This is a genomic window from Paenibacillus sp. B-A-8 (genome assembly GCF_048572915.1).
Classification (GTDB): Bacteria; Bacillota; Bacilli; order Paenibacillales; family Paenibacillaceae; genus Paenibacillus_AQ.
Genome location: NZ_CP183882.1, coordinates 3,738,155 through 3,764,367, shown reverse-complemented (window position 1 = coordinate 3,764,367; position 26,213 = coordinate 3,738,155). Strand labels below are relative to the sequence as shown.

At 42.5% G+C, this 26,213-nt stretch carries 27 protein-coding genes; 21 read left to right on the top strand and 6 right to left on the bottom strand.

Going from position 1 to position 26,213, the window contains the following annotated elements; all coding sequences use genetic code 11:
- The first annotated feature begins 32 nt into the window (after positions 1-32).
- From ACN6MV_RS16780 to ACN6MV_RS16745, 8 genes are all read left to right on the top strand, one after another.
- Entirely contained in the window at positions 33-947 is a 915-nt protein-coding gene (locus ACN6MV_RS16780) for a DMT family transporter (protein WP_419884451.1), read from the top strand.
- 32 nt (positions 948-979) lie between these two features.
- Complete coding sequence (locus ACN6MV_RS16775; RefSeq protein ID WP_042128151.1) at positions 980-1,825, top strand: class I SAM-dependent methyltransferase; 846 nt, start codon at positions 980-982, stop codon at positions 1,823-1,825.
- A 235-nt stretch (positions 1,826-2,060) separates the two neighbouring features.
- On the top strand, positions 2,061-3,560 hold the full coding sequence (locus ACN6MV_RS16770) for a sugar ABC transporter ATP-binding protein (protein ID WP_419884450.1): 1,500 nt from the start codon (positions 2,061-2,063) through the stop codon (positions 3,558-3,560).
- Positions 3,561-3,592: 32 nt separating this feature from the next.
- Complete coding sequence (locus ACN6MV_RS16765; RefSeq protein WP_042128147.1) at positions 3,593-4,585, top strand: ABC transporter permease; 993 nt, start codon at positions 3,593-3,595, stop codon at positions 4,583-4,585.
- A gap of 58 nt (positions 4,586-4,643) precedes the next feature.
- Positions 4,644-5,624, top strand: coding sequence for an ABC transporter substrate-binding protein (locus ACN6MV_RS16760; RefSeq protein WP_042128145.1), 981 nt, complete (start codon positions 4,644-4,646; stop codon positions 5,622-5,624).
- A gap of 113 nt (positions 5,625-5,737) precedes the next feature.
- Positions 5,738-7,348, top strand: coding sequence for a response regulator (locus tag ACN6MV_RS16755; RefSeq protein WP_419884447.1), 1,611 nt, complete (start codon positions 5,738-5,740; stop codon positions 7,346-7,348).
- Complete coding sequence (locus tag ACN6MV_RS16750; protein WP_419884446.1) at positions 7,345-9,129, top strand: cache domain-containing sensor histidine kinase; 1,785 nt, start codon at positions 7,345-7,347, stop codon at positions 9,127-9,129. Before ACN6MV_RS16755 ends, ACN6MV_RS16750 begins: the two co-directional genes overlap by 4 nt.
- Entirely contained in the window at positions 9,126-10,115 is a 990-nt protein-coding gene (locus tag ACN6MV_RS16745) for a substrate-binding domain-containing protein (protein WP_419884445.1), read from the top strand. Before ACN6MV_RS16750 ends, ACN6MV_RS16745 begins: the two co-directional genes overlap by 4 nt.
- Positions 10,116-10,176: 61 nt before the next feature.
- Here ACN6MV_RS16745 and ACN6MV_RS16740 read toward each other — a convergent pair whose 3' ends face one another.
- On the bottom strand, positions 10,177-11,061 hold the full coding sequence (locus tag ACN6MV_RS16740) for a LysR substrate-binding domain-containing protein (RefSeq protein ID WP_419884443.1): 885 nt from the start codon (positions 11,059-11,061) through the stop codon (positions 10,177-10,179).
- A 332-nt stretch (positions 11,062-11,393) separates the two neighbouring features.
- On the opposite strand from ACN6MV_RS16740, the gene ACN6MV_RS16735 reads away from it, so the two are divergent.
- The 9 genes from ACN6MV_RS16735 to ACN6MV_RS16695 all read left to right on the top strand — a co-directional run bounded on the left by ACN6MV_RS16735 (position 11,394) and on the right by ACN6MV_RS16695 (position 18,415).
- Complete coding sequence (locus tag ACN6MV_RS16735) at positions 11,394-12,326, top strand: phosphate ABC transporter substrate-binding protein (protein WP_042132223.1); 933 nt, start codon at positions 11,394-11,396, stop codon at positions 12,324-12,326.
- A gap of 91 nt (positions 12,327-12,417) precedes the next feature.
- Positions 12,418-13,320 carry a phosphate ABC transporter permease subunit PstC gene (gene pstC, locus ACN6MV_RS16730; protein ID WP_042128137.1) on the top strand — a complete coding sequence of 301 codons (903 nt, stop codon included), beginning with the start codon at positions 12,418-12,420 and terminating at the stop codon, positions 13,318-13,320.
- Entirely contained in the window at positions 13,317-14,213 is an 897-nt protein-coding gene (gene pstA, locus ACN6MV_RS16725) for a phosphate ABC transporter permease PstA (protein WP_042128135.1), read from the top strand. Before pstC ends, pstA begins: the two co-directional genes overlap by 4 nt.
- Before the next feature lie 39 nt (positions 14,214-14,252).
- The gene (gene pstB, locus ACN6MV_RS16720; RefSeq protein WP_042128132.1) at positions 14,253-15,029 is read left to right on the top strand and encodes a phosphate ABC transporter ATP-binding protein PstB; all 777 of its coding nucleotides are present in this window, start codon (positions 14,253-14,255) and stop codon (positions 15,027-15,029) included.
- 122 nt (positions 15,030-15,151) lie between these two features.
- Positions 15,152-15,754 carry a nitroreductase family protein gene (locus tag ACN6MV_RS16715; protein WP_042128130.1) on the top strand — a complete coding sequence of 201 codons (603 nt, stop codon included), beginning with the start codon at positions 15,152-15,154 and terminating at the stop codon, positions 15,752-15,754.
- 247 nt (positions 15,755-16,001) lie between these two features.
- Positions 16,002-16,181, top strand: a complete 180-nt coding sequence (locus tag ACN6MV_RS16710) for a helix-turn-helix transcriptional regulator (protein WP_042132222.1) — start codon at positions 16,002-16,004, stop codon at positions 16,179-16,181.
- Positions 16,182-16,405: 224 nt separating this feature from the next.
- Complete coding sequence (locus ACN6MV_RS16705; protein ID WP_375103050.1) at positions 16,406-17,122, top strand: MBL fold metallo-hydrolase; 717 nt, start codon at positions 16,406-16,408, stop codon at positions 17,120-17,122.
- Position 17,123: 1 nt separating this feature from the next.
- Positions 17,124-17,696: a TetR/AcrR family transcriptional regulator gene (locus ACN6MV_RS16700; RefSeq protein WP_042128126.1), complete on the top strand. Its 573-nt coding sequence runs from the start codon at positions 17,124-17,126 to the stop codon at positions 17,694-17,696.
- 26 nt (positions 17,697-17,722) lie between these two features.
- Entirely contained in the window at positions 17,723-18,415 is a 693-nt protein-coding gene (locus tag ACN6MV_RS16695) for an AlkZ-related protein (RefSeq protein ID WP_419886769.1), read from the top strand.
- A 96-nt stretch (positions 18,416-18,511) separates the two neighbouring features.
- Here ACN6MV_RS16695 and ACN6MV_RS16690 read toward each other — a convergent pair whose 3' ends face one another.
- From ACN6MV_RS16690 to ACN6MV_RS16680, 3 genes are all read right to left on the bottom strand, one after another.
- Positions 18,512-18,694 carry a hypothetical protein gene (locus ACN6MV_RS16690; protein WP_042128123.1) on the bottom strand — a complete coding sequence of 61 codons (183 nt, stop codon included), beginning with the start codon at positions 18,692-18,694 and terminating at the stop codon, positions 18,512-18,514.
- A gap of 221 nt (positions 18,695-18,915) precedes the next feature.
- Positions 18,916-20,145: an aminopeptidase gene (locus ACN6MV_RS16685; RefSeq protein WP_375103047.1), complete on the bottom strand. Its 1,230-nt coding sequence runs from the start codon at positions 20,143-20,145 to the stop codon at positions 18,916-18,918.
- Between the two features lie 51 nt (positions 20,146-20,196).
- Positions 20,197-21,429 carry an aminopeptidase gene (locus tag ACN6MV_RS16680; RefSeq protein WP_042128118.1) on the bottom strand — a complete coding sequence of 411 codons (1,233 nt, stop codon included), beginning with the start codon at positions 21,427-21,429 and terminating at the stop codon, positions 20,197-20,199.
- Positions 21,430-21,606: 177 nt separating this feature from the next.
- Here ACN6MV_RS16680 and ACN6MV_RS16675 point away from each other — a divergent pair, with 177 nt between their 5' ends.
- On the top strand, positions 21,607-21,882 hold the full coding sequence (locus ACN6MV_RS16675; RefSeq protein ID WP_042128116.1) for a hypothetical protein: 276 nt from the start codon (positions 21,607-21,609) through the stop codon (positions 21,880-21,882).
- Between the two features lie 62 nt (positions 21,883-21,944).
- Here ACN6MV_RS16675 and ACN6MV_RS16670 read toward each other — a convergent pair whose 3' ends face one another.
- The gene (locus ACN6MV_RS16670; protein WP_419884440.1) at positions 21,945-23,291 is read right to left on the bottom strand and encodes a TrkH family potassium uptake protein; all 1,347 of its coding nucleotides are present in this window, start codon (positions 23,289-23,291) and stop codon (positions 21,945-21,947) included.
- Positions 23,292-23,449: 158 nt separating this feature from the next.
- Here ACN6MV_RS16670 and ACN6MV_RS16665 point away from each other — a divergent pair, with 158 nt between their 5' ends.
- The 3 genes from ACN6MV_RS16665 to ACN6MV_RS16655 are packed head-to-tail and all read left to right on the top strand — an operon-like array spanning position 23,450 to position 24,818.
- Positions 23,450-23,806: a VOC family protein gene (locus ACN6MV_RS16665; RefSeq protein WP_375103045.1), complete on the top strand. Its 357-nt coding sequence runs from the start codon at positions 23,450-23,452 to the stop codon at positions 23,804-23,806.
- A 25-nt stretch (positions 23,807-23,831) separates the two neighbouring features.
- Positions 23,832-24,260, top strand: a complete 429-nt coding sequence (locus ACN6MV_RS16660; protein ID WP_042128112.1) for a GNAT family N-acetyltransferase — start codon at positions 23,832-23,834, stop codon at positions 24,258-24,260.
- 24 nt (positions 24,261-24,284) lie between these two features.
- The gene (locus ACN6MV_RS16655) at positions 24,285-24,818 is read left to right on the top strand and encodes an N-acetyltransferase family protein (RefSeq protein ID WP_419884438.1); all 534 of its coding nucleotides are present in this window, start codon (positions 24,285-24,287) and stop codon (positions 24,816-24,818) included.
- 35 nt (positions 24,819-24,853) lie between these two features.
- Here ACN6MV_RS16655 and ACN6MV_RS16650 read toward each other — a convergent pair whose 3' ends face one another.
- On the bottom strand, positions 24,854-26,179 hold the full coding sequence (locus tag ACN6MV_RS16650) for a hemolysin family protein (RefSeq protein ID WP_042128108.1): 1,326 nt from the start codon (positions 26,177-26,179) through the stop codon (positions 24,854-24,856).
- Between the last annotated feature and the right edge of the window lie 34 nt (positions 26,180-26,213).

The window sequence follows — 26,213 nt, the reverse complement described above, 5'->3', positions numbered from 1 at the left end:
GTGACTTAAGATATTGAAAGGACGCGTACCATGTGAAGCTTAAAAAACTGCCACTTCCTATTCCAATTTTAATGTTGATTGGGATTGTGGCCATCTCTTTTTCTGCCATTTTTATCAAGTGGTCTGCAGCACCAGCATCTATACAAGGAATGTATCGGCTGTTGTTCACCTCGCTGCTGATGTTGCCTTTTGCAAGACCATACAGCGGAGCAACGTTCGCGCTTCGTAAAAAAGACTGGATCATGCTAGTGCTCTCAGGCTCTATGCTAGCGCTACATTTTTTGCTTTGGATGGGCTCTTTGAAGTATACTTCGGTAGCTAGTTCAACAATGATCATGGCGCTGGAGCCCGTGTTTATAATGCTGGGCGTTTATTTTTTGTATAAGGAAAAAACAGCTGTGTCTGCTATTCTAGGGTTGAGTATCGCTATTGGCGGAGTAGTATTTATCGGCTGGGGAGATATTGGAATCTCTGCGGATAATCTTAAAGGTGATTTGCTATCGGTTGGAGGAACAGTCGCGGTAGCTGTGCATATGCTTATCGGTCAAAGGCTTGTAGTGCGCATGCCCTCATATTTGTATAGCTTGATAGTATTCTTGTCAGCGGCTGGCGTGTTTGCCATTTACAATCTGATCATGGGGATTTCCTTCTTCAACTATCCTGCAAATGAGTGGGGAATCTTCGTTTTGCTAGCAGTGGTTCCAACGGTGTTCGGGCATATTTTATTTAATTGGCTGCTTCAGTATGTATCCGCAACTACGGTATCTATGAACATCTTAGGAGAACCAGTGGGGGCAAGTATCCTCGCGTATCTGCTCTTGGGTGAACAATTAACTGCGCTACAATGGGCAGGTGGACTTTTGGTTATGTTTGGACTTGGCGTATATTTGTATACTGGAAGAAAGAAAACGATTCAGGTGGCAGAAGCCATTCAGAATGCTTCATAACAGATATTTTAATCATAAAGGGGTCGCAAGGTATGGAAGAACAAGATCAAAATTTAGAATTGCATTCTGGAAAAGGCATTGGGCCAACAAGTGAGGAACTATGGAACGAAGACACGTACACAGCTTGGGTTGCTCGATTTGGTACACCGTCAGAGGCAGCAGCAAAGTTAATTAAGGAACCAAGTGCAAAGCTGTACCCGCTCTCTTCTTATTTTGGAGATGTACAGGGTAAAAAGATGATGAATCTCATGGGATCAAACGGAATGAAGGCAGTCGCTCTGTCATTACTCGGGGCGGACGTAACTGTTGCCGACTTCTCGGAGGCTAATGCGCGTTATGCTGCTGAACTCGCTCAAGAAGCGGGTGTTCAGCTAAACTATATCGTATCGGATGTTCTGAAGCTTCCAGATCACGTACTGGATGGTTCATATGATATCGTATTTGCGGAGTTAGGGATTGTTCATTACTTTACCGACCTTGCTCTTTTTATGGAAACAGTCCACCATTTACTTTCTCCTGGTGGGATTTTTATTCTGCGCGATTTCCATCCTGTGACGACTAAGCTTATATCCTCTAAGGGTTCTACAGCGAAGGTTCGCAAACACAAAGTCAGCGGTGACTACTTCGACACGACATTGGAAGAAAAAAGAGTCTCATACTCTAAGTATTTGCCTTCAACAGGCAAACCAGCAGGCGAACAGGAGCATAGCGTGGTATATTGGCGTCGCTGGACGCTTGGAGAAATTGTAACAGCCGCTGCCAGTTCCGGACTTGTGATCCGTCAATTGGTTGAAGAGCCTAATCTATCCTCGGACGTTTATGATAAAGGAATACCAAAGACATTCACCTTGGTGGCTGGTAATGGTCAGAACCTGTAAGAGTATGTGTTTACACGTTACAATAACCTTATATTTCTCGTAGAAACGGCTGCATCGTCCCTGAGAGGACGATGCAGCCGTTTTTTCTTGTTTAAAACATAAATTTTTAAACTTTTTTACGGAGAATATTCCATTACATTGGAAACGTATAGGTAATACAATAATTTTACATTAAACATTTGAAAGCGGTTACTTTACGGAGAGGCATTCATAAAGGATTTGAGGTGGTTATGAAATGGACGAAGTATTACTACGAATGACGGGGATTGATAAATTTTTCCCAGGTGTTCATGCATTGAATCAATGTCAATTTGAGCTGAAGCGTGGGGAAGTTCATGCCTTAGTTGGTGAAAATGGCGCAGGGAAGTCTACCCTGATGAAGATTGCAACAGGGGTGTATTCCAAGGATTCGGGTCAGATGTGGTACAAGGGATCTGAGGTGGAGATTGTCAATACACGCGCTGCACAGGAACTCGGGATCAGTATTATTCATCAGGAACTGAATCTAATGCCGCATCTTACAGTGGCCCAAAATATATTTATTGGCCGTGAGCCGCGGAAGGCACTGAAATGGTTCGTTGATGATCTGGAGTTAAATCGTAAAGTGCAGGAATTGTTTAATCAAATGAATCTAAAGCTGGACCCGAAGAGCTTGGTCTCAGACCTGACGGTCGCTAACCAACAAATGGTGGAAATCGCCAAAGCCTTGTCCTTTAATGCGGAGGTACTGATCATGGATGAACCAACTGCAGCCCTGACAGATACGGAAATTAACGAGTTGTTTCGGATGATCGAGAAATTACGATTAGAAGGTGTAGGGATTATATACATCTCTCACCGCATGGATGAGTTGAAACGGATCACAGACCGCATTACAGTCATGCGGGATGGATGTTATGTGGATACTGTTCGGACGGATTCGGTAACGATTGATCAAATTATCAGCATGATGGTTGGTCGTGAACTGTATCAAACGTCGAAGCCAACGGTTTCGTTGCAGACACAGCAAGTCGTATTAGAGGTTCGAAATCTATCCAGTGGACAGTTGTTAAAGGATATTAGCTTTCATCTGAATAAAGGTGAGATTCTGGGCTTCGCTGGGTTAATGGGTGCTGGACGTACTGAGGTTGTTCGTGCCGTATTTGGGGCTGATCCTATCGATAAGGGTGAGATTAGGCTACATGGAAATACGGTTCGTATAAAACAGCCTCATCAAGCGGTGCAGCATGGCATCGGTTATTTATCTGAAGATCGCAAACGATACGGATTGCTTGTAGATATGGACATTAGCATGAATAATGCAATTGCTTCCTTCTATAAATTCCGTAATGTATTCGGATGGATGAGAGATAGGGAGATGCGAAAGTCCGCGGAGCAGCATGCGGAAGCACTAGCAACTAAGACTCCAAGTGTAAGTCAAAAAGTCAAATTCTTATCCGGTGGCAATCAGCAAAAAGTAGTTATCGGGAAATGGTTAACGAGAGATTGCGATGTGTTGATCTTCGACGAACCAACACGTGGTATTGATGTAGGAGCGAAAAGTGAGATCTATAAGCTGCTTGATCAGCTAGCGAGTGAGGGAAAGGCGATCATTATAGTCTCTTCAGATCTACCAGAAATTCTAAGAATGAGCCATCGCATTATTGTTATGTGTGAAGGACGTATAACTGGTGAACTACTCGCAGAAGAAGCATCGCAAGAAGCGATAATGAAATATGCGACGATGCGTTCATAATCGTTCAAGAGTTTATCGGAGGTGTCAAGGTCATGAAGATCGCAGATAAAGGGATTAGTCAGTCTATTGGCTCTAAGCAAGCCGGGGCGCAATCAGGGTTTAAACAAAAATTGTTAGCATTCGCAAGTTTGATCATACTGGTCATCGTATTTTCAATAGCATCAAGTAACTTTTTTCAATTTTCTAATTTAGTCGGGATCCTCGTCTCTACAGCTGTAATTGGTGTATTAGCACTAGGAGCAACCTTTGTAATTATTACGGGTGGAATCGACCTTGCTTTGGGTACTGTGATGACCTTTTCCTCTGTGATGGTTGGTGTCATCATTACATTCTGGGGTCTACCCGTTCCACTCGGAATTGTAGGCGGGATTCTAGCTGGTGCACTATGCGGATTTATAAGTGGCTTAATGGTGGCGAAGATGAACATTCCACCATTCATCGCCACTCTAGCAATCATGATGGTCACTAAAGGATTATCACTTGTTATAACGGGTGCCAAGCCGATTTATTTCAATGATGATCCGATTTTTGCCAAGATTGCAATGGGGAAGATGATCCCAGGCATTCCGAATACTATCATTATCTTCCTATTGCTTGGGGTTATCGCAAGTATCATTTTGTCGAAGACGATTATTGGACGCTATAACTTCGCCCTTGGCAGCAATGAAGAAGCAACTCGCCTATCAGGTGTGAATACGGTCAAATGGAAGATTGTTATCTATACTATCACAGGAATTTTCAGCGGAATTGCTGGTATCTTGATGGCATCTCGACTAAATTCAGCCCAGCCGTCACTTGGCACTGGTTATGAACTTGAAGCTATAGCAGCTGTCGTTATTGGAGGCACATCTTTGAGTGGGGGCGTAGGTTCAATTCTAGGTACGATTATTGGTGCGCTAATTATGAGTGTACTGACGAATGGCTTACAAATTATGTCCGTTGCTCAGGAATGGCGGACAGTCATTGTCGGTGTTGTCATCATCATAGCAGTATATGCTGATATTCTTCGCCGACGGAAGCAGTGAACGAGGTATTATCTCCATACGGAGTGATATACAAACAAATGACGAGGGGGAAGATTAAATGAAACAACGTCGAAGAGGGATTATCTTGCTTGCCAGTTTGTTACTGGCTACTACCTTACTTGGTGCTTGTAACAACAGTGATAGCAAAAAAAGTGCTTCCGGTTCAGACAAACCATACATCCCAGTCATTTCAAAAGGCTTCCAGCATCAATTCTGGCAAGCGGTGAAGCAAGGAGCCGAGAAGGCTGCGAAGGAGTTTAATGTTGAGATTACGTTTGAAGGACCTGAAAACGAGAGTCAGGTAGATAAACAAATTGAAATGTTGCAGACGGCTCTAGACAAGAAACCGGCAGCCATCGCATTAGCAGCTCTAGACAGCAAAGCAGCGATTCCATATCTGGAAAAGGCAAAGGAAAACAATATTCCAATCATTGGCTTTGACTCCGGTGTAGATAGCGATATTCCTGTAGCAACAGCAGCGACTGACAATAAAGCGGCAGCAGCTTTGGCAGCTGATAAAATGGCTGAGTTGATCGGCAAGAAGGGTAAAGTAGGTCTAGTCGTACATGACCAAACGAGCAGCACAGGTCAACAGCGTCGTGATGGCTTTTTAGAACAAATGAAAGCGAAATATCCCGATATTGAAGTCTTAGAACCGCAATATGGCGGTGGAGATCAGTTGAAGTCCACGGATCTTGCAAAGGCGATGATGCAGGCAAATCCAGACCTTAAAGGGATCTATGGCTCAAACGAAGGATCTGCAGTAGGTGTGGCTAATGCGGTAAATGAATTGCAAATGGGTGGAAAGATTGTGGTCATCGGATTTGACTCCGGTAAACAGTTAATGGATGCTATTCGAAGTGGTGTTGTGGCCGGCGCTGTTACACAGGATCCCATTGGTATCGGTTATCAAGCGGTGAAGGCAGCAGTGCAGGCGATTAAAGGGGAAACCGTAGAAAAGAATATTGACACCGGGTTTCACTGGTACGATAAGAACAATATAGATTCCGATGAGATCAAACCTCTGCTGTACGAATAGAAGAGATTAATAATAGAGGTTGCCTCAAGAAGGCAACCTCTATTATGCTTATCCCCAAAGGTAAACTTTTACATTATAAGTAATCGATGAATTCATAGCTGAGGAGGTGTTGGATGTACAAGATTATTCTAGTTGATGATGAAGATGAGGTTCGTGAGGGGATTAAACAGAAGATAGCATGGAATAACCATGGTTTTGAACTTGTTGGAGATTTCGATAACGGCAGAGATGCTCTTGATGCAGTAGAGCAGTATCGACCGGATGTGATTATTACAGATATTTGCATGCCCTTTATGGATGGACTAGGTTTGGCCAAAGCTGTAATGGAAAGATACCGGGACATGAAGGTCATTATCGTAACTGGTTATGAAGACTTCGAATACGCCAAGCAGGCTATATCTTTGAAGGTGACTGAATATTTGTTAAAACCGATCAATGCTCGTGAGTTTGCCGAGTATCTAAGCAAAATGAAGCAGGATTTAGATGAAGAGCATTTACAAAAGGCCAATATTGCTAAGCTTCGCATGCAATTAAATCAGAGCTTTCCTTTGTTACGCGAACGATTTCTAGAGAAGCTTGTTACTACTCGAATGAGAAATGAAGAGATCGAGAATAAAATGAATTATTTCCATATACAGCTGCGGGGTGCGGTTAACCTTGCAATCGTAATAGATATAGAAATTGAGAATCGGAGCCTGGATATTGCTTCAGAGGCTGAGCTGCTACGCTTTGCCGCTTTTAACATTGTGCAGGAACAACTTGAAAAGGAGCAGGGCGGTGTGGTGTTTCAGACGAGAGATGGTAAACTCGCCGCGATATTATCAGGGGATTCCGAGGAGATCGAAGTCACAACACAACTTCTTGCGGATCAAGTACAAACCAGTTTGAACAAGTATTTGAAGCTGACGGCAACCATCGGCATCGGTAGAAAATACGCTGGCTTGCAGCAAATTCCACAATCCTTTCAGGAAGCGATTTCATCCATAGAATACCGATATCTATTAGGCATAGATAAGGTTATCTCCATACAGGATCTTGAGTTTGGCAAAGGATTGGATCAAGCACACTTCTCTTCATGGGAAAAAGAATTCATATCCGCGTTGAAGACCGGTAAAGCATCAGCGATCTCGGAGGTCCTCTCAAAATGGTTTCAGGAGCTAAAGAGCAACAGCTCTTCTATAGAAGATTGCCGCAGTAGCATCTACCAAATGCTCGTCTCTCTAATGAACTATGTGGTCGATATCGGATTCCCAAATACAGAGCTTGTTTCGCATAATATGTTTGCTGAGGTTGCAGCCCTTAAGACTTTAGATGAAGCAAGAAATTATTTAGAGAGAACTTGCCATGAGCTGATACTCAAGTTATCGGAACAAAGAACAACCGTCAGAACCTCTCAGATGAAAGCAGCAGAAGCTTATATTCGGGAGAATTATTGTAATGACAGCTTTTCACTTAATGAGCTGTGCAGCCATATTTTTATGAGCATCAGTTATTTCAGTGCGACTTTTAAACAGCATACTGGAGAGACTTTTATTGAGTATTTGACTCGCCTCCGTTTGGAAAAAGCTAAAGAACTCCTTACCGTCACACAGTTGAAGACTTATGACATCGCTGCTAGAGTTGGCTATGCTGATCCTCAGTATTTTAGTGTGATTTTCAAACGTAATGTTGGGATCACACCGAAGGAATATCGACAGCGAAAGAAGGAGAATCTTCTTCTATGAAACCTCATCGTTTCTTCCGAAGTCGAAGTATTCATAATAATATCGCCATTTCTTTTTCACTTCTTATCCTCTGTACGACTATAGTGCTGAGCTATACTTCATATCGACTTTCTTCTGCTGCTGTTATGGGGAATTCTGTAGCTTATACTTCACAATTAATAGAACAAGTAAAACTGAACATTGAAAATTATATTAGTAACATGGAGAGTATTGCTGCTCTGGTGTTAACTAGCAGTGATCTTGAGAGATATGTAAAAGGTTCGAGTTCGGGACAAGGAGGTAAAGTCAAAGATAAGCAGTTAGCCAGCCAATATCTTCGATCTGTCGTCCAATCCCGCACCGATATTTCTTCAATAGTGTATGCAAGCTGGGAGGGGATAACGGTGTCGGATCGACTGGACGCAGTTTTGAAACCGCTTCCTGAATTGATTACCCAAGAGTGGTATCAGCAAGCAGTGAACCAAACCGGTGTAGCTGTCTCCTCCTCACATGTTCAGCACATATTTCAGGATGAATACCGATGGGTAGTGTCGATCAGTAGAAAGCTTTCAGATACCTTTTCAGAAATGGAAGCAGATCGACAGGGTGTGCTGCTTGTGGATCTTAATTACAGCGTGATTAACAATTTGTGTAAACAAATCGAACTGGGAAAGCGCGGTTATGTATTCATTGTGGATCCCTCAGGGAGCCTAGTCTATCATCCTCAACAGCAGCTGATCTACTCGCAACTCAAGTTTGAACAATTGGAAACCGTTCTTGGGATTAAGAGCGGCTCGGTTACGGTGAACACAGGGAACGAACAGAAGCTATACACCGTGGATACAACCAGCTTTGGCTGGAAGATTGTGGGGGTTACCTATCCGGATGATCTGGTTGCAAACAAACAGCAGATGCAAGGGACGGCTGCCTTGTGGGGAGCTGTAAGCTTGATCTTTGCCATGGCAATTTCCGTGCTTCTTTCTTACGCACTGACTAAGCCGCTCAAGAATTTGGAAATCAACATGAAAAAGGCTGAACGCGGAGAGTTCGACATTCGCGTGGAGATTGAGAGCACGAACGAAATCGGCAAGCTTGCCCGAACATTTAATTTGATGATTATGAAGATTAAAGAGTTAATGAGCCAGATTGTTATGGAGCAAGAAATGAAACGCGTGAGTGAGTTGAAGGCACTACAAGCACAGATTAAGCCCCACTTTTTGTATAATACCCTAGACTCAATCATCTGGATGGCAGAGACCGGAAAGATGGAGGAGGTGGTGGAAATGACCTCATCATTATCGAAGCTGCTGCGTTCTACAATCGGTGAGGGTGAGGAATTGATCCCGATCGCACGAGAACTAGAACATATTCGGCACTATTTAACGATTCAGAACATGCGCTATCGCCATAAATTCACTTATTCAATAGAGGTGCAGGAAGATATTCTTAAATGCAGTATATTGAAATTAGTCCTTCAACCCTTAGTTGAAAATGCGATTTATCATGGGATAAAACATAATCCTGAGCAAGGCCACATCCTGATTAGGGGAAAAAGAGAGCACAACGATATTACCATTCAGATAATTGACAATGGTGTAGGCATGAATCCAGAGCAGATGGGCAAGTTACTGCTTCAAAAAGCAGATTACAGGATGGGTAGTGGAGTAGGTGTCGCGAATGTGAACCATCGCATTCAGCTTTATTTCGGAGATCATTACGGTTTGTCTTTTGAAAGTGAAATGGAAGAAGGGACGACGGTCACTTTAAGAATTCCTGCGCTCTATGAGGAGGAGAATCCATGAGCTCACTATGGTCAAAAATAGGCCTGTCCGCTCTATTGTTATTCTTCATAATAGCGCTCGGGTGGGTAGGTTATCGTATGTTTACGAATGAGCTTGATCCAAAAGTCAGAACCATTATCTACGTTCCTAAGACTATCGACACCAGTATTGAATTCTGGGAGGTAATGAAACAAGGTGTAGCGACTGCAGCCAAGGAATTCGGTGCAGATGTCCATACGATAGGAACAGATACCGAGCTAGATGTGGATAAGCAGATTCAACTGCTGGAACAGGCGATTGAGGAGAAGCCCGATGCCATTATTTTAGCTGCTACCGACTATTATCGTCTCGTTCCGGTTGCAGAGCAGATTAAGGCTGCGGGTATCACTCTTATTACAGTGGATTCAGGACTAAACGGCGGTGTATCAGAAAGTTTTATCGCCACAGATAATTACGAAGCAGGACGTAAAGCAGCGCAGAAGTTGATTGAAAATATTCATAGCGACGATAAAGTCGCCATTATGAATTTTGTACCTGGCTCCGCTACAGCTATTGAGAGGGAGAAAGGGGTTCGTGATGCTTTATCTCAGAATGGAGTAGATCATGTGCACGATACCCTTTATAGCAACGGTTCTTCACAGAAGGCATACCAATTAACTGTTGAACTTCTAAAGAATCAGCCGCAACTGAAGGGAATCATTGGCTTAAACGAGCCATCTACATTAGGAGCGGGTCTGGCAATTATGGATTTGGGCTTAAAATCAAAAGTGAAGCTGGTGGGGTTCGACAATTCCAGTAGTGAGGTTCATTTGCTGGAGAAGGAAATTATGCTGGGCACGGTGATTCAAAAACCTTTTACCATGGGGTACCTGGCCGTGAAAACTGCACTTGAAGTCGTTTCAGGTCATAAAGTAGACTCTGTTATGGATACAGGCTCCGAATTCATTACGAAGGAAAATATGTATACAAGCGAGAATGAAAAGTTAATGTTTCCTTTTATAGAATAAAAAAAGGAGAGTCCAAAACCGTTAAGGCTTTGGACTCTCTCTTTTGTAAAAGTATAAGGTTTCATAAGTTGTTTAAAATGTCGGCAAAAGACTGCTGTAACGGCGTTAATATATGATCTTTTCGCCACGCCAGAACAAAACCACCGCTTTCAGGTAAAACTCCCGGTAGAGGAGCATAAGAAAGACGACCTAATTCAAGTTCTGCTTCAATGCTAGCTTTAGAACAAATTCCTACGCCACCCCCCTCGCAAACTAACTTCTTTAGGGTCTCAGGTGAGTTCAACTCGGATCGGTTCCATAAACGAAAATGATTTAATTCTGCCCATTGATCTGCAAATCCCCGTAAACAAGAGCCAACCTCATGCTGAATCCAAGGTTCCAGTGCGATCTGTTCTGGTGTTAATTTTTCTATAGTTTCGAATGGATGACCAGATGCAAAAATGAGCACAGGCTCGTCGCGGACAATGAGCTGAAAGTTAAAGGATTCATCATACCAATCAGGAGTGTGTAAAATAGCCATTTGAATTTCTCGGCTTCGGAGTCGTTCCTTTAACAAAGAATCACTTTGGATCGTCATGGAATTATTAATCCCCGGATATTGTTTCATGAATTGGATTAACGCTTTAGGTAAAATATAAGTTGCAGGAATATAACTTGCTTCCAGCTTCAATGTACCTTGTGAAGGGGAAGCAAACTGTTTAACAGTGCGTTCAGCTTCAGACGTAAGTGAGACTATCTTAAGTGCATATTGATAAAGCGCCCGACCAGCATCTGTAAGCAGTACTCTTCCACTTCGATATAGGAATAAAGGCGTTCCAAATTCATTCTCTAGATTCTTCATATGAAAAGATACAGTGGGTTGTTTAAGGCCTAACTCAGCAGCTACGTCGGTTACTTTCTTATATTTTTCAAGTAGGATAACGATCTTTAATTTCATAATATTCATGACTTTCCTCCGCACAAAGCTTAGTTGAATAACAAATTATATGTCCATTATAGATTAAATCTATACATATATATAGTTTCTATTGGTATTTTTATCGTTGGCTTTACAAAGTTAAGAAGTTTCTCTAACGAACGAGCTCTAGAATAAGAAGAGTCAGAGGGGCCAAGAAGCTCCCGACAACAACATTAACATATGCGTACAATGCAATTTTACAGTAAACAAGCATATGGGGGCCAAAGCTCCACAACACCATGTTAAAGCTTTCGAAGCCAGTTCCGTATGAACTGTATGAGGAAGCCGTGCTAACAAAACATTTAGGAGGAGACAAAACAATGCAATTCAAAAAATCTTGGGTTATGACTTTGGCTTTAACAAGCGTACTGGCACTTTCGGCTTGCGGTAATGGTGGGGCAAACAACACGGGAGGAAACGCTGCAGCTACAAATGAAGGTAGCGGCGCTAAAATAAGTGGTTCGATTCTAGCTTCAGGTTCAACAGCACTACAACCATTGGTTGAGCTGGTAGCCGAGAATTTCATGGATAAAAATGCTGGTGTGGACATTCAGGTTCAAGGCGGCGGTAGTGGTACTGGTCTTACTCAAGTAGCTGAGAAACAAGTAGATATTGGTAACTCTGACGTATTCGCAGAAGAAAAACTAAAAGATGCAGATGCAGAAAAAGCGGCAGCTCTTGTAGATCATCAAGTAGCAGTAGTAGCGATCGCAGCAGTAACTCATCCGGATGCTGGTGTGGACAGCTTGACTAAGCAACAGCTTATCGATATTTTCACAGGAAAAGTTACAAACTTTAAAGAAGTTGGCGGAGCGGATCAAAAAATCCAAATCATCAACCGTCCAGGCAGCTCCGGTACTCGCGCAACCTTTGAAAGCTTTGCACTTGGAACTAAAACTGAAGATATCCCAGGATCGATTCAAGAAGATTCCTCCGGTACTGTTAAGAAAATGATCGGAGAAACTCCAGGGGCTATCGGTTATCTGGCTCTTTCATACCTTGATGATTCAATCAAAACACTTAGCCTTGATGGTGTAGAAGCATCTGTAGACAATGTTATTTCTGGTAAATATCCAGTATGGGCTTACGAGCACATGTACACAAACGGCGAACCAAATGAAACAGTAAAAGCATTCCTTGACTTTTTCTTGACAGACGAAGTACAAACAGGTGAAGTCGTTGAGCTTGGATACATTCCAGCAGTAAAAATGCAAGTTACTCGTGACGTTGCAGGAAATGTTACAGCTAAGTAATTCACTTCTAAGTAATTTGTAAGGATTAGAATCTCAAGTGATTAGAGGCGGATACATCTGCCTCTCTTTTCACTTTAGAAAGAGGGAGCAATTGAGGGTGAAACTAAAGAACTCACGCATCGAGAAACATCATATTGAAGATTTTGTGGGACGTACATATATGTCCTTCTGTGTACTGCTATTGATAACAATCATTGTATCGATGGTATATTTTGTGGCGTCTAAAGGTATTTCAACTTTCACAAGTGGCGATGTTAGCGTTACTGATTTTCTATTCGGAACAAAGTGGTCACCTGAAGCAGATACGCCATCCTTTGGTGCTTTTCCGTTTATCACTGGATCCTTCTTAGTTACTCTTCTTGCAGCATTGATTGCTAGTCCACTTAGCCTTTGCGCTGCGCTGTTCATGACTGAGATTGTCCCAGGATGGGGCAAAAAATTGCTTCAGCCTGTAATCGAGCTGTTGGCAGGTATCCCTTCAGTTGTGTATGGTTTCATCGGATTAAGTGTTATTGTACCGTTTCTACGCAACAACCTGCCTGGTCAAGGCATCGGGGTAGCTGCAGGCGCGCTTGTGCTCTCGGTCATGATTCTTCCGACGATTACAAGCGTGGCTGCAGACGCGCTGGCTTCATTGCCGCAAAATTTAAAGGAATCCTCCTATGCGCTTGGTGCCACCCGGTGGCAGACGATCTCTCGAGTGATTATTCCGACAACGTTTCCTGCTATTATGACTGGTATTGTACTGGGGATGGCACGTGCATTCGGTGAAGCCCTTGCTGTACAGATGGTTATCGGGAATGCGCCATTCGTACCAAAATCACTCTTTGAATCAGCTTCTACCCTGACGAGTGTAATCACGCTTGGAATGGGGAACACAACCATGGGCTCTGCGCACAATAATGCTCTGTGGAGTATGGCACTGGTTCTTATGCTGATGACCTTTGTATTTGTCTTCTTTGTGAGACTGCTTGAAAGGAGAAATAAGATTTGAAGCCGAGAACCGTAAATAAAATTGCCACAAGCCTTATTGTGTTTTTCGCATTGCTCATCGTAGCTATTCTGGTTGGTCTATTAGGATATATCCTCTTTCGAGGTCTTAGTCACATTAGTTGGGATTTTCTATTCTCTGCACCGCAAAAAATTCGAGCAGGTGGAGGAATTGGCCCTCAGCTATTCAACTCCTTATTCCTTTTGGTACTCACGCTAATAATTACAGTACCTCTTGGACTGGGTGCCGGTATTTACATGGCTGAATATGCTCGTCCAGGGAAAATCACCGGCTTTATTCGCTTAATTGTTGAGGTATTATCATCGTTCCCTTCAATCGTAGTCGGCTTGTTTGGTCTATTGCTGATTGTTAACTATTTTAATCTTGGCTTTTCCTTAATCTCTGGAGCACTGGCATTGACGGTCTTTAATCTACCGCTGATGGTTCGGATTACTGAGCAAGCTTTCCGTAGTGTTCCGAAGCAACAAAAAGAGGCTGGTTTTGCACTAGGATTATCCAAGTGGAAAATCGTAACCTCCGTGTTGTTTCCAGTAGCATTACCAACAATTATTACCGGTACTATTTTGTCCGCTGGCCGTGTCTTTGGGGAAGCAGCCGCGTTGATGTTCACTGCAGGAATGAGTAGTCCAAGACTAGATTTCACCAACTGGAATCCACTTAGTCCGAACTCACCACTGAATCCTTTCCGTCCAGCTGAAACACTGGCTGTTCATATCTGGAAGGTAAATAGTGAAGGCCTTGCTCCTGATGCCGCGCAAATTGCTGCGGGAGCTTCAGCAGTACTTGTAATTATGGTGTTAATCTTCAACTTGGCAGCACGTTATTTCGGTAGATTTATTTATCGTAAGCTTACAGCTTCAAAAAGAATGAACTAATTCCTAAAAACTAAAGTAGAGATGTAGGAGGAGTAATCGATGGGAACGTCGGCAACAGCAGTGCGTGAATCTTTTCAAACCGAGGACCTGAGTATTTTTTATGGAACATATGAGGCAGTAAAGGGGATTAGTCTTCCTTTTGCTGAAAATACGGTTACTGCACTGATCGGCCCATCCGGCTGCGGTAAATCAACCTTTCTTCGTTCACTGAACCGTATGAATGACGAAATCTCCGGATCAACAACCAAAGGAAGCATCTGGATAGATGGCGTTGATATTAATGCTCCTGGAACAGACGTGATCAAACTGCGTCAGAAGATCGGGATGGTTTGGCAAAAGCCGAATCCGTTCTATAAATCCATTTATGATAACATCGCCTTTGGACCTAAGTACCATGGTGTTAAAGGAAAAAAAGCACTTGATGAGATCGTAGAGAGCAGCCTTCGTAAAGCAGCATTGTGGGATGAAGTGAAGGACCGTTTAAAAGATTCAGCATTAGCTTTGTCCGGTGGACAACAGCAGCGTCTTTGTATTGCAAGAGCGTTGTCAGTTAACCCACAAATTCTACTCTTGGACGAACCAGCCTCCGCACTAGATCCGGTTTCTACTGGTAAAGTTGAGGAGCTCATCAAGGAGTTAAAAGAAGAGCTTCGCATTGTAATTGTGACACACAACATGCAGCAAGCTGCACGGATTTCTGATTATACGGCTTACTTTTATCTTGGATCTCTTGTAGAATACGATAAGACGGATAAAGTCTTTACAAATCCTGAGAATCAAATGACACAAGAATATATCATGGGTCGTTTCGGCTGAAGCCTTTCAACATCGTTCCTTAGGGAACGGTGTTTTTTTGTTTCTATTATTTGCAAAAAGCCAGATAGATACTGTATCATTAATGATAATGATTATCATTATTACTATAGGGAGTGGATCTCATGACACAAACTCAACCGACTCAAAAGAATAGCGTAGCTGAAGTAATAAGAGAAAGACGCTCTATTAAGCTTTTTAAAAAAGATCCACTGCCACAAGGTCTATTAGAGGAATTGTTAAATGTAGCTGTATGGGCGCCCAATCATGGGGTGCGTGAGCCGTGGAGATTTATTGCTTTTCAAGGTGATGGTACAAAGTTCTTGGCTGAAGCGGCATTTGCTTTCGTGAAACGTGCTTTTTCTGATCCTGAAGTGGCTGCTAAGCGAAAAGAATATATCTCAAATATTCCTTTAACGTTAATTGTGGTGATGCCTGAAGATCCTCGGCAGAGAGAGTGGGATGAGGATTTTGCAGCAGCGTCCGCACTTGTACAGAACTTTCAGCTAGCGGCTTGGGAACAAGGCGTAGGCACGATTTGGAAGACCGATCCTTACATCAATAATCCTGATTTCCGCAGCAAAATTGGCGTGAAGCCAGGTGAGAAAATAATTGCCATGATTCATGCCGGATATCCGGAAACCGTGCCAGACAGCCGTCCACGGACGGATGCTTCGGAACTACTGCAGATCATTGATAGCTATCCAGAGAACGATGTAGTGGAATAAGCAGGATACTATACGGTATTTGAATAGAGATTATCAAAGGAATATATGTCTAAAGCATCCGAAGGGGTGCTTTTTTTGTTGCTTAGAACTCGTCAAATAAACTGTGATATTGAATTGTGTAGATACATCGGTCAGCATGTTAGAAGCAATATATAATGTACACAATGATTGGTATAGATTACAATTGGGTAAAATGGATGTATCTACATAAGGAGGAATTGGCGTGGGGGAGAACAAGAACATCAAGATGAAACTGGCTCGTATACAAAAAGATCTTTCCCAAGAACAGTTAGCAGAAGTAGTAGGGGTTACAAGACAGACGATTGGCCTGATTGAAGCCGGGAACTATAATCCGACACTTAAATTGTGCATAGCCATATGCAAGGCATTAGATCGATCATTAAACGATATTTTTTGGGAGGAATAAGATTGAAAGGGTCAGGAATTTAGGATGAACTCATTATTACTGAAATTCAGAAGCCTAGTACGCATGGGTTTATGATAGTGTTCGTGGGTTTCTTGAGTCTTTTGTAAAAGTGTTTGTGCAGATAAAAATCTAGATGGTTAGAAGAATGGATCATTCACTCTTGCGAAACTAATATGATTAGTTTATATTTAAGCTAATACCATTAGTTTTGTGGAGGGGTTATCATGAGAGTAACACGTGAAGCTTTTTTGCTACAGCTGACTTGGATGCCAAGAGTGTTTCCTGTGAATTGTTACATGATTGAGGAAGAGAATGAATTGACTTTGATAGATGCAGCCATGCCGTTCAGTGTAAAAGGAATTATAGATACCGCAACGAAATTAGATAAGAAGATCACTCGTATTATATTAACGCATGCGCATGACGATCATGTAGGTGCACTGGATGAGCTGAAGAAGCAGCTCCCAGACGCTCAGGTGTACATTTCTGAAAGGGATGCGGCATTGCTACGCGGAGATCGTTCACTTCGTGAGGGGGAACCTCAGACTCCTATAAAGGGAGGCGTGCCCAAGAAGGTAACAACGAGACCAGATGTATTGCTCCATGATGGAGATACCATAGGTTCATTAACAGCAATTCTAACTCCTGGTCATACTCCTGGATCTATGTCTTTCATTGATTCTCGAAGCGGCGCTGTTATCGTTGGAGATGCTTTTCAAACCTTCCGAGGAACCGCTGTTTCAGGCACCGTAATTCCTTGGTTTCCGTTTCCGGCTATGGCAACCTGGAGTAAAGAACAAGCATTAAAAAGTGCGACTAAGCTTCTAGAGGCTTCCCCGACTATACTGGCTACTGGACATGGAGACTTACTTAGGAACCCAGTACAAACCATGGAGAAAGCTATTCACAAAGCACAAATGATTCAAGATAGGAGTAATTAAAATGTCACCTAGAGCAGGATTAGATCGTCGTACGCTAGTTATTGCAGCAGCAGAAATCGCCGATCATGAAGGAATAGAGGCCGTAACCTTAGCCGCATTGGCTAACAAACTAGGTGTTCGTTCTCCGTCTTTATACAATCATATTAACGGGCTACAGGAATTGCGCACACAACTTGCGATTTATGGACTAGGTGAGCTTTCCAATGTAATGAACAACGCCGCTAAAGGCTTTAGTGGAGACGACGCTGTACAGGCGATGGGGCGAGCATATGTGGACTTTGCACGAGCCCGACCAGGATTATACGAGACAACGCTGCGATCCCCTGAACAGGCAAATACGGAGCTGGAAACGGCAAGTGATCATATTTTGCAGCTGATCATTCATGTGATGAAGGATTATCAATTAGGTGAGGAAGGAGTAATTCATGCCGTACGCGGGTTACGAAGTATTCTGCATGGATTTGCCTCTTTGGAGCAAAAAGGCGGTTTTGGATTGCCTCTTGATACGAATGTAAGTCTATCTCGGCTCATCAGCACTTTTATTGCTGGGATAGGAAATATGAAGTCTAATTAATGGAGTACATAGGAGATGATGTAGTGATGTATACGGGATATGAAGAAGGCAGTGTCACCACTTTTGAAAAAGCTGCAGCAATTGTCGCCAAGATTGGGATATTGCCGCTTGCAACCCTGATTCCTGAGCACCCATCTTTAAACGGATTAACGAAAGCGGAGAATTGGCATACAGGATCAGAGCTAGATCCGTGGTCATGGCGTGTAAGGTTTCCTGGTGAAGGTCTAGCCGGATATGGGAAGTTTGTTAAGAAAAAAGCTATCTTAGTCTCTAGAGACTGGTTTCCAGCATTTGTTGCAGCTGTAGGCAGTAATAAATCTATAGAAGAACGATATAATGACGGATTGGCAAGCAGAGAAGCAGTTGCCTTACTACAAATTATCCGTGAACATCAAGGGATTGATACGCGTATCCTTCGTGCGGAAGCTGATATGAAAGCTAAAGAAATGAAGACGGCATTCGATAATGCGGTTACGGAGCTTCAGGCTTCACTAGACATCGTTATTTCAGGTGTAAAAGAACGCAAAAATGCAGAAGGAGAGAAAAATGGCTGGAGTAGCACCTCGTTTGAGACCGTAAGTCATTGGATGGAAGATAACGGTCTTTCCACATTTGAGGGTGACAGAGGAGAGGCAGTTGCTTGGTTACAATCCGGAATGAGTGACATATGGTCGCCTTCAGCAATTGCATGGACGAACAAAGCATTCTCATGGAAATAAGAAGAAACGATGTTGTAGTCAATAAAAACGGTTAATCACTACTCCCATGAGAGTGATTAACCGTAAGCGTTTTCTAATAAAGTCATATCCATCACATTATTGTTCCAACATTGGTGCCAAGTAAGCAATCAGGAAATACAAGAATCCGAAAAACAGCATAACATAGGCGGTATATTTGATTGCATTAGATGCAACAATTCTTGAATCCACCGGTGCTTGAATTTCTAGCTGTTCTTCTTCAACGCTGTCAATTTCATTGGATATTGGATCTCTTAACATGATAATCCCCTCCTTGGAAATTCAATCCTTAACTGTATTGTGACATATTTGTGAACGGAAATCAACAATAGTGTGAACAATTATTGAACTTTTATTCAAATTTGGACTATTTATTTTCTGAATATCTAGTATGCAATAAAAAACAACCTGCTTTTGTCCTCGGAAGAGGAACCAAGCAGGTTGTTTGGCATTTTATTTATTCAATAATTTAAGCGGACAAACTAAGCCCAATCGCCGTCACGGAAGATAGGTACGGTTGTTCCATCATCCTTAATACCATCTATGCTCATTTCAGGTGATCCCATCATAAAATCAACATGTGTATGGCTTTGGTTCATTCCTTTTTCCTGCAATTGTTCTTTGGTCATTGTCGTCCCCTCGTGAAGGGTAAAGGCATATGCTGCACCTAACGCCAAATGGCAGGATGCATTCTCATCAAACAACGTAGTGTAATATAGAATACCGCTCTCTGAGATCGGGGAGTGGAAAGGCACCAACGCGACTTCTCCCAAATAAGCTGAACCCTCATCTAACGCGATAAGGGAAGCCAGGGTTTCTGAACCTTGTTCAGCTGTGAAATCCGTTACTTTACCGTTCTCAAAGGTGAGGGTGAAGTTGTCAATAAGATTCCCACCGTAGCTAAGCGGTTTAGTGCTGCTTACCTTACCGTTCACACCAGACTTCAGTGGGGCAGTAAATACTTCTTCAGTTGGGATATTGGCGAGGAAAGGAACACCTTTGCCATTAACAGCTCCCGCCTGACACCAAATATGCCCCTCAGGAAGCTCAATCGTCAAATCGGTTCCTGGCGCTGTATAATGCAGCTTACGGAACTTATTATCATTCAATGTAGCACAACGTGCTTTTAGACCCTCTAAATGTTGACTCCAGGCTTGAATAGGATCAACTTGATCCGCACGTGTGGCTTTAAATATAGCTTCCCATAGCAAATCAATCTGCTGATCAGGTGCTGCCTCAGGGAATACCTTTGCCGCCCACGATGGTGATGGGAAGGCTACAATACTCCAGCTCGCGTGATTCCCCATTAACAATTCACGATATGGAGCTAATGTCTGTCCGGAGATCCGCTGATTATCCGCAATTCTTCCTGCTTCAACACCGCTCAATAGATCTGGATTCGTTGATGTTATTGAAAGAAATGCAGCCCCCTTTTTAGCCAGATCTTCCAATTCATCCGCTTGCCATTGCGGCGGTTCCAAGAAGGAATCGGAGGGAGCAAGGTCATAACGTGTCCGTGTAACAACCTCGTCACTATAATTAACCTTGACGAGCTTCGCACCCGCTTCATAGGCTTTACGTACCACAAGACGTACTAGTTCAGCAGAAACGATGTCGGAATTTACAACAAGGGTCTGCCCAGGTTGGATATTTACACCAATCTTCACTGCCAGCAACGCATAATTTTCAAGTTTTTGCTTGAAATCCAACATAGTCTCAACTCCTCCCAATATCTCTAGTCTTTTATTTCATAGTTGCAATAATTAGAACGCCCAGTTTCCATTTAGGAATACGGGTTCTTCGGTTCCATCAGCAGAGATACCATAAATGTTCATCTCCGCTGAACCGATCATGAAATCCACATGGGTGACACTATTATTCAAACCATGTGCAATCAGTTCATCAGGAGTCATATCTTTACCGCCCTCTAAGCAGAAAGCATAAGCCATACCTATTGCTAGGTGATTGGATGCATTCTCATCAAACAAGGTATTGTAATAAAGAATATTGGACTCAGAGATAGGAGACTTGTGAGGAACTAATGCAACTTCACCGAGGTATTTTGCTCCTTCATCCATACTAATGAGGTGTTCTAGTGCTTCTTGGCCTTGCTCTGCACTAACACTTACAATTCGTCCGTTCTCAAAAGTAATAGAGAATCCATCGATGATATTACCACCATGGCTAAGAGGTTTTGTGCTTCGTACGGTGCCATTTACACCAGTCTTTAGGGGAGCAGTAAATACTTCTTCGGTAGGCATATTGGCTACAAAAGAATGACCTTTAGCATTAATGCTATCTCCTTGTGCCCAAATATGGCCTTCTGGAAGCTCGATGCTTAGGTCCGTACCAGGTGCTATGTAATGCAGCTTTTTATATTTTTTTGCGTTGAGTACATTTGCTTTTTGATCTAAGGTGTCGAGATGTTCCTGCCATGCAGCTACCGGATCTTCACGATCAAGGCGTACGGTGTGGAAAATAGCCTCCCAAAGCTTATTTACACGCTCTTCAGCTGGAACATCCGGAAATACTTTATCTGCCCATGCCTGACATGGTACTGCAACAATACTCCAGCTAACTTTGTCGGACATTTGCATTTCACGATATTTGGTGAGTGCGGCTCCCCGAACTTTTTGATAATTGGAAATGCGCACGGGATCGATGCCTTTAAGTGCATCAGGATCTTCCGCGATCACGTTAAGAATAGCTGCACCCTTCTCGGCGAGTTCGGTCATTTCACCTGCGTACCAAGTAGGAGGTTCAGTGAACACTTCTGGAGCAGCATGTTCAAACTGCTGGCGTGTAATGCTCGCATCACTCCAGTTCACCTTCACCAAGCTTGCTCCAATCGCATATGCCTTGGCGGTGATCATACGAACAAAATCTGCTGCAAGAATCGGCGCATTCACCACTAGAATTTGTCCTGGTTGAACGTTAACCCCAATTTGCACAGCTAGATCTGCATATTTACTAAGCTTTGCTTCGAAATCAGTCATCGATATTTCCTCCATTTGCTAATAGTTTGGTACTAAACAAGCATTGTACTAAATTATTAACCGCCGGATGAAAAAAGTCAATTACATGGAATTTACAGTGTAAATTGAGGAATTACATTCATTTCAATGCTATACTGAGAGAGGAAATGATTTGATGAAAGGAAGGACGATTAGCGGATGAATTTAGAGATCGTAAGTGCTGAAATGAGCCGTAAAGAGGATAAAAGCTATGTAGGGAGGACTATATTCACTCTCGAAAACCATAAGGCTCCATATGAGATTACTTTTTTCAGTACAAGAGGAACGGAATGGGATTACAGCCTAAGCTTTGCAGGTGAACCTGGAAGCGAAGAGCAGTTCTTAGAAACTGACGCGCTGCTTGAGAATGATGATGATATATACAATCAGTTGCTTGATGCAGCACTAGATAAACAAGAGATTGTCGAAGAGTAAAACATAGAATTGTTGATGTGATTAACAGCGGCAATTTTGATTGCCGCTGGTTACATCACACCTTAACCGATTGTAATCTTTCCTTCAGGATAGCGGTAAAGTTCCTTACTTCCCTTAGGCTTGAGTGCATAAGCTAAAGTAAGCGGACCCGTCCGACCCAGAAACATTAGAATAATGATGAGCAGTTTACCCGCAGTAGTCAGTTCTGGTGTAAGTCCCATGGAGAGACCTGAAGTCCCGAATGCCGAAACGGATTCAAAGAGTACAGCAAGGAAATCAGCCTCCTCTGTTACGGATAACAACATCGTAGCGATGACAACTAGCATCAGAGACATTAATGTCATTGTCACAGCTCTATAGACATTTTCTTTAGCAATCCGGTAACGAAACATTACAATATCCTCTTTACCCCGTAACCTTGCAGATACCGCAGCCACCAGAATAGCGAATGTAGTAATCTTAATTCCCCCACCAGTAGACCCAGGCGCAGCTCCTATGAACATTAGCATAATCATAAGAAATTGTGTTGATTCCCGCAAAAGTGGTATTTCAATCGTGGTGACACCGCCTGAACGTGGCGTTATCGCTTGTAATAAGGTGGCCATCATCTTCCCACCAGCACTCAACGGCTTAAGCGTAGAATTAAACTCCAACAAGAAAAATAGAGCAGCACCAATGACAATCAATATGGCAGAGGTTGAAAGAACAACCTTTGAATGAAGTGTTAGCTTCTTGCGTTTTGGAAAGTCCAACACATCGGATAGGACGATAAATCCGATCCCTCCAAGGAATATGAGGGCCATCGAGGTAAAGTTAACAATAGGATCATTAACATACCGAGTAAGTCCGCTAAAGGGTCCGTGAATGTCACCAAACAGGTCGAAGCCTGCATTATTAAAGATAGATATACTATGAAAAATTCCATAATAGGCAGCTTTCCCAAAAGGCATGTCCATAATAAACCTTAAGGTAAACAAGAAGGCACCTGAAAGCTGAATAACAAGGGAATAAATCAGCACTCTGCGGATTAGCAGTACAATACCTTGCATCGAATTTTGGTTCATGGATTCTTGCATAAGAATTCGCTCTTTTAAGGATATTCGTTTATTAAGGACCAAAGTAATCAATGTAGCCATTGTTACAAAACCCAGCCCGCCGAACTGAAATAATACGAGTAGAACAACTTGTCCAAAGGTAGTCAGCTGTGTCCCTGTATCAATGACTGCCAAACCAGTAACACAGGTTGCCGATGTTGCCATGAATAATGCATCAATAAAAGAAATTTTCCCTTCTACTGAAGAGGCCGGGAGACTGAGCAATATACTTCCGGCGGTGATAAGTATTACAAATCCTAGTGATAAGACTTTAGGTGGAGTTAGTTTCAATCCACCGAAGTTCAGGTTAGCCAATTCAATTCTCCTGTCATACGTGAAATTAGAGTAGTGCTCACAAAATTATAACATAACTTACCAGACCTTCCCTAAGGGGAGGGAGGTAATTGACATATTTTATCGAATTATTCTAGAATAACACCCTATTCTGCAAACTTAAAGAGGAGGCTTTCTTAATGGTGATAAGTCCGATTCTGAATCAGATTGGTGCGGTTTTTATTCCGGTAAAGGATATTGAGAAATCTAAAGAATGGTATTGTCAATTGCTTGGGTTACCTTTGGATGGTGAAGTATTATTCGGGCATTTATATGTGATCCCCATGCAGGGACCAGAAATCGTATTAGACAGCAAAATTTACACTTCTGAATCCGTTCTTAATATTCCCTCTTTTCATCTAAATACTGAAGATATAGATGCTGCTTATGATTATGTGAAAGCAAATGGCGGTGAGATTCTTACAGATATCGAGCATGACCATTGGTTTAATTTTAAAGATCCTGATGGAAATGTGATCATGGTCTGTCGTTGTTAAAATTGAGTAAGAAAGGAATAGACAGATGATAAGAGAAGCTGTTCCTGAAGACGCTGTGTATATTGAAAGTCTTTATCGAATGTTGTTACCTGAGCAAACAGCTATTCAAGTGTCACCAGAACGACTGAAGCGGATCGCTGAGAATACGGATAGCTTTCTTTATGTGTGCGAAGAAGAAGGAACTATTGTTGGGACGCTTCATCTTCATTTGTGTATGGATGCATTATGTGACGATCGACCCTTTGCTGTCATTGAAAGAGTTATCATAGCACAAGAGGTGAGAGGGAAGGGACACGGAGCAAAATTAATGAGATACGCTGAGCATGTAGCCACCTCTAGGGGAGCCCTTAAGATCATGTTATCGAGTGCGGTCAGAAGGGAGGATGCACATCAATTTTACGAACATCTTGGATACAATAGCAGCTCCAGTAAGCTGTTCAAAAAGTACTTATAGCTATTTATGATTGGAAGTGATGAGATGATGGTTACCCTTAAAGTGCTGATTCCAGAGGATGCAGAGGAATTACTTCGTCTACAGCATCAGTTGGATCAGGAAACGAAATTTATGTTATTAGAACCTGATGAACGACAATCAAGTCTTCATCAGGTCAAAGAGATGATCGAAAGCTTCGCTTCAGCAGATACTTCAATCCTTATTGGTGCAGAGGTAGATAACTCTTTGATTGGTTTTATGTCGATTAGAGGTGGAAGTGTTAGACGCAATCGCCATAGTGCGTACATAGTCATTGGCATTCTAAGACAATATCAAGGTCAGGGAATCGGCGCGGCTCTATTCCGAGAGTTGGATAGATGGGCTAGGGATACTGAAATTGTTAGACTTGAGCTAACAGTCATGACACATAATGAGCTGGCTATATCTCTTTATATCAAAAATGGGTTTGAGATCGAAGGGACGAAAAGAAAATCGCTTGTGATTGATGGCCAGTGGGTAGATGAATATTACATGAGTAAGATTCTGGTACAAGAAAAAAGGATAGAGGATCAGATTTAATCTGATGACTCTACCCTTTTTTTATGTTTAAGAGCTTATGAATGCTCTACCTCTGAAGATTCAGTGTTCTCTGTAGTCTCAATGATGACTTCAACCTTGCGTACACGATATCTGTTCATCTCACGAATGATTAAGGTTACGTGGTCATGAACAATACTTTTACCAACGGCTGGATCTGGGATATGGCTGTACAGCCAGCCTCCAATAGTAGTCACTTCCTCATCTTCGAAATCAAGACCGGTGAGTTCCTTGACCTCAATTAGAGATACCTTACCGTCGAACAGATAATTTGTATCGCTAATTTTCTCAACTTCTCTGCGTTCATCACCGTCAAATTCATCTCGAATTTCACCAACGATTTCTTCTAAAATATCTTCAATCGTAATGAGTCCAGACGTTCCGCCATATTCATCAAGCAGCAGGGCGATATGCACCCGCTCCATTTGCATACGTGTTAAAAGATTCTTAACAGGTGTTACCTCAGATACGGTCAGGACAGGCTGGATCAAGCTTTTGAAATCAAAATCAGGATTGTTATCATATTGCAAATAAAGCTGTTTTGTATTGATCATTCCGATGATATTATCCTTGCTACCCTCTGCAACCGGGAAACGAGTATATTGTTCCTTGCGGATAATCTCGAAATTTTCTTTCAATGAATGATTGGTGAAAAGACATACCATATCGGTTCGTGGAACCATGATTTCTTTAGCCAACATCTCATCAAAAGTAAAGATACGGTTTACATAGCCATATTCAGCTTTATTGATTTTTCCACTTTCATAGCTCTCGGACAAGATCAAACGAATCTCGTCTTCACTATGTGCGTCTCCATGCTCACTGGCAGGCTTCATCCCGAAAAGGCGAACAAGCAAATTTGCGGAACCGTTCATAAACCAAATGAGTGGGTACAAAATTCTGTAGAACCAAATAATCAGCGGTGATGTAATTTGACCAATTCTTTCCGGAATGTTTATAGCTACCGTCTTCGGAGCAAGTTCACCGACAACGACGTGTAGGAATGTTGCAATAATGAATGCAAATGCAAATGCAAGAGGGTGACTCACACTTGAACTAATGTTAGCCCAGTCGAATACCGGAAGGAGCAGTTGCTCAAATGCCGGTTCTGCTAGTGCACCAATACCCAGAGCAGTGATCGTAATCCCGAGCTGACACGCGGATAAGTATCCGTCAAGATTAGCGGAAACCCGTTGTACAGCTAACGCATTCTTCTTTCCATCGATCACCATTTGACTGATCTGGCTACCTCTAAGTCTCACCAATGCAAATTCCGTTGCTACAAAAAAAGCGGTTAAAATAATCAAAATAGCCACCAACGTCAAACTAAGTCCTATACCCATATAATCTTTACCATCCCTTTCGTTCCTAAAATAG

Bases quoted from the DNA above. Each gene is read 5' to 3' on its own strand.
- ACN6MV_RS16775 (WP_042128151.1), top strand. From the start codon at position 980: ATGGAAGAACAAGATCAAAATTTAGAATTGCATTCTGGAAAAGGCATT.
- ACN6MV_RS16770 (WP_419884450.1), top strand. From the start codon at position 2,061: ATGGACGAAGTATTACTACGAATGACGGGGATTGATAAATTTTTCCCA.
- ACN6MV_RS16765 (WP_042128147.1), top strand. From the start codon at position 3,593: ATGAAGATCGCAGATAAAGGGATTAGTCAGTCTATTGGCTCTAAGCAA.
- ACN6MV_RS16760 (WP_042128145.1), top strand. From the start codon at position 4,644: ATGAAACAACGTCGAAGAGGGATTATCTTGCTTGCCAGTTTGTTACTG.
- ACN6MV_RS16755 (WP_419884447.1), top strand. From the start codon at position 5,738: ATGTACAAGATTATTCTAGTTGATGATGAAGATGAGGTTCGTGAGGGG.
- ACN6MV_RS16750 (WP_419884446.1), top strand. From the start codon at position 7,345: ATGAAACCTCATCGTTTCTTCCGAAGTCGAAGTATTCATAATAATATC.
- ACN6MV_RS16745 (WP_419884445.1), top strand. From the start codon at position 9,126: ATGAGCTCACTATGGTCAAAAATAGGCCTGTCCGCTCTATTGTTATTC.
- ACN6MV_RS16740 (WP_419884443.1), bottom strand. From the start codon at position 11,061: ATGAATATTATGAAATTAAAGATCGTTATCCTACTTGAAAAATATAAG.
- ACN6MV_RS16735 (WP_042132223.1), top strand. From the start codon at position 11,394: ATGCAATTCAAAAAATCTTGGGTTATGACTTTGGCTTTAACAAGCGTA.
- pstB (WP_042128132.1), top strand. From the start codon at position 14,253: ATGGGAACGTCGGCAACAGCAGTGCGTGAATCTTTTCAAACCGAGGAC.
- ACN6MV_RS16715 (WP_042128130.1), top strand. From the start codon at position 15,152: ATGACACAAACTCAACCGACTCAAAAGAATAGCGTAGCTGAAGTAATA.
- ACN6MV_RS16710 (WP_042132222.1), top strand. From the start codon at position 16,002: ATGAAACTGGCTCGTATACAAAAAGATCTTTCCCAAGAACAGTTAGCA.
- ACN6MV_RS16705 (WP_375103050.1), top strand. From the start codon at position 16,406: ATGAGAGTAACACGTGAAGCTTTTTTGCTACAGCTGACTTGGATGCCA.
- ACN6MV_RS16700 (WP_042128126.1), top strand. From the start codon at position 17,124: ATGTCACCTAGAGCAGGATTAGATCGTCGTACGCTAGTTATTGCAGCA.
- ACN6MV_RS16695 (WP_419886769.1), top strand. From the start codon at position 17,723: ATGTATACGGGATATGAAGAAGGCAGTGTCACCACTTTTGAAAAAGCT.
- ACN6MV_RS16690 (WP_042128123.1), bottom strand. From the start codon at position 18,694: ATGTTAAGAGATCCAATATCCAATGAAATTGACAGCGTTGAAGAAGAA.
- ACN6MV_RS16685 (WP_375103047.1), bottom strand. From the start codon at position 20,145: ATGTTGGATTTCAAGCAAAAACTTGAAAATTATGCGTTGCTGGCAGTG.
- ACN6MV_RS16680 (WP_042128118.1), bottom strand. From the start codon at position 21,429: ATGACTGATTTCGAAGCAAAGCTTAGTAAATATGCAGATCTAGCTGTG.
- ACN6MV_RS16675 (WP_042128116.1), top strand. From the start codon at position 21,607: ATGAATTTAGAGATCGTAAGTGCTGAAATGAGCCGTAAAGAGGATAAA.
- ACN6MV_RS16665 (WP_375103045.1), top strand. From the start codon at position 23,450: ATGGTGATAAGTCCGATTCTGAATCAGATTGGTGCGGTTTTTATTCCG.
- ACN6MV_RS16660 (WP_042128112.1), top strand. From the start codon at position 23,832: ATGATAAGAGAAGCTGTTCCTGAAGACGCTGTGTATATTGAAAGTCTT.
- ACN6MV_RS16655 (WP_419884438.1), top strand. From the start codon at position 24,285: ATGATGGTTACCCTTAAAGTGCTGATTCCAGAGGATGCAGAGGAATTA.
- ACN6MV_RS16650 (WP_042128108.1), bottom strand. From the start codon at position 26,179: ATGGGTATAGGACTTAGTTTGACGTTGGTGGCTATTTTGATTATTTTA.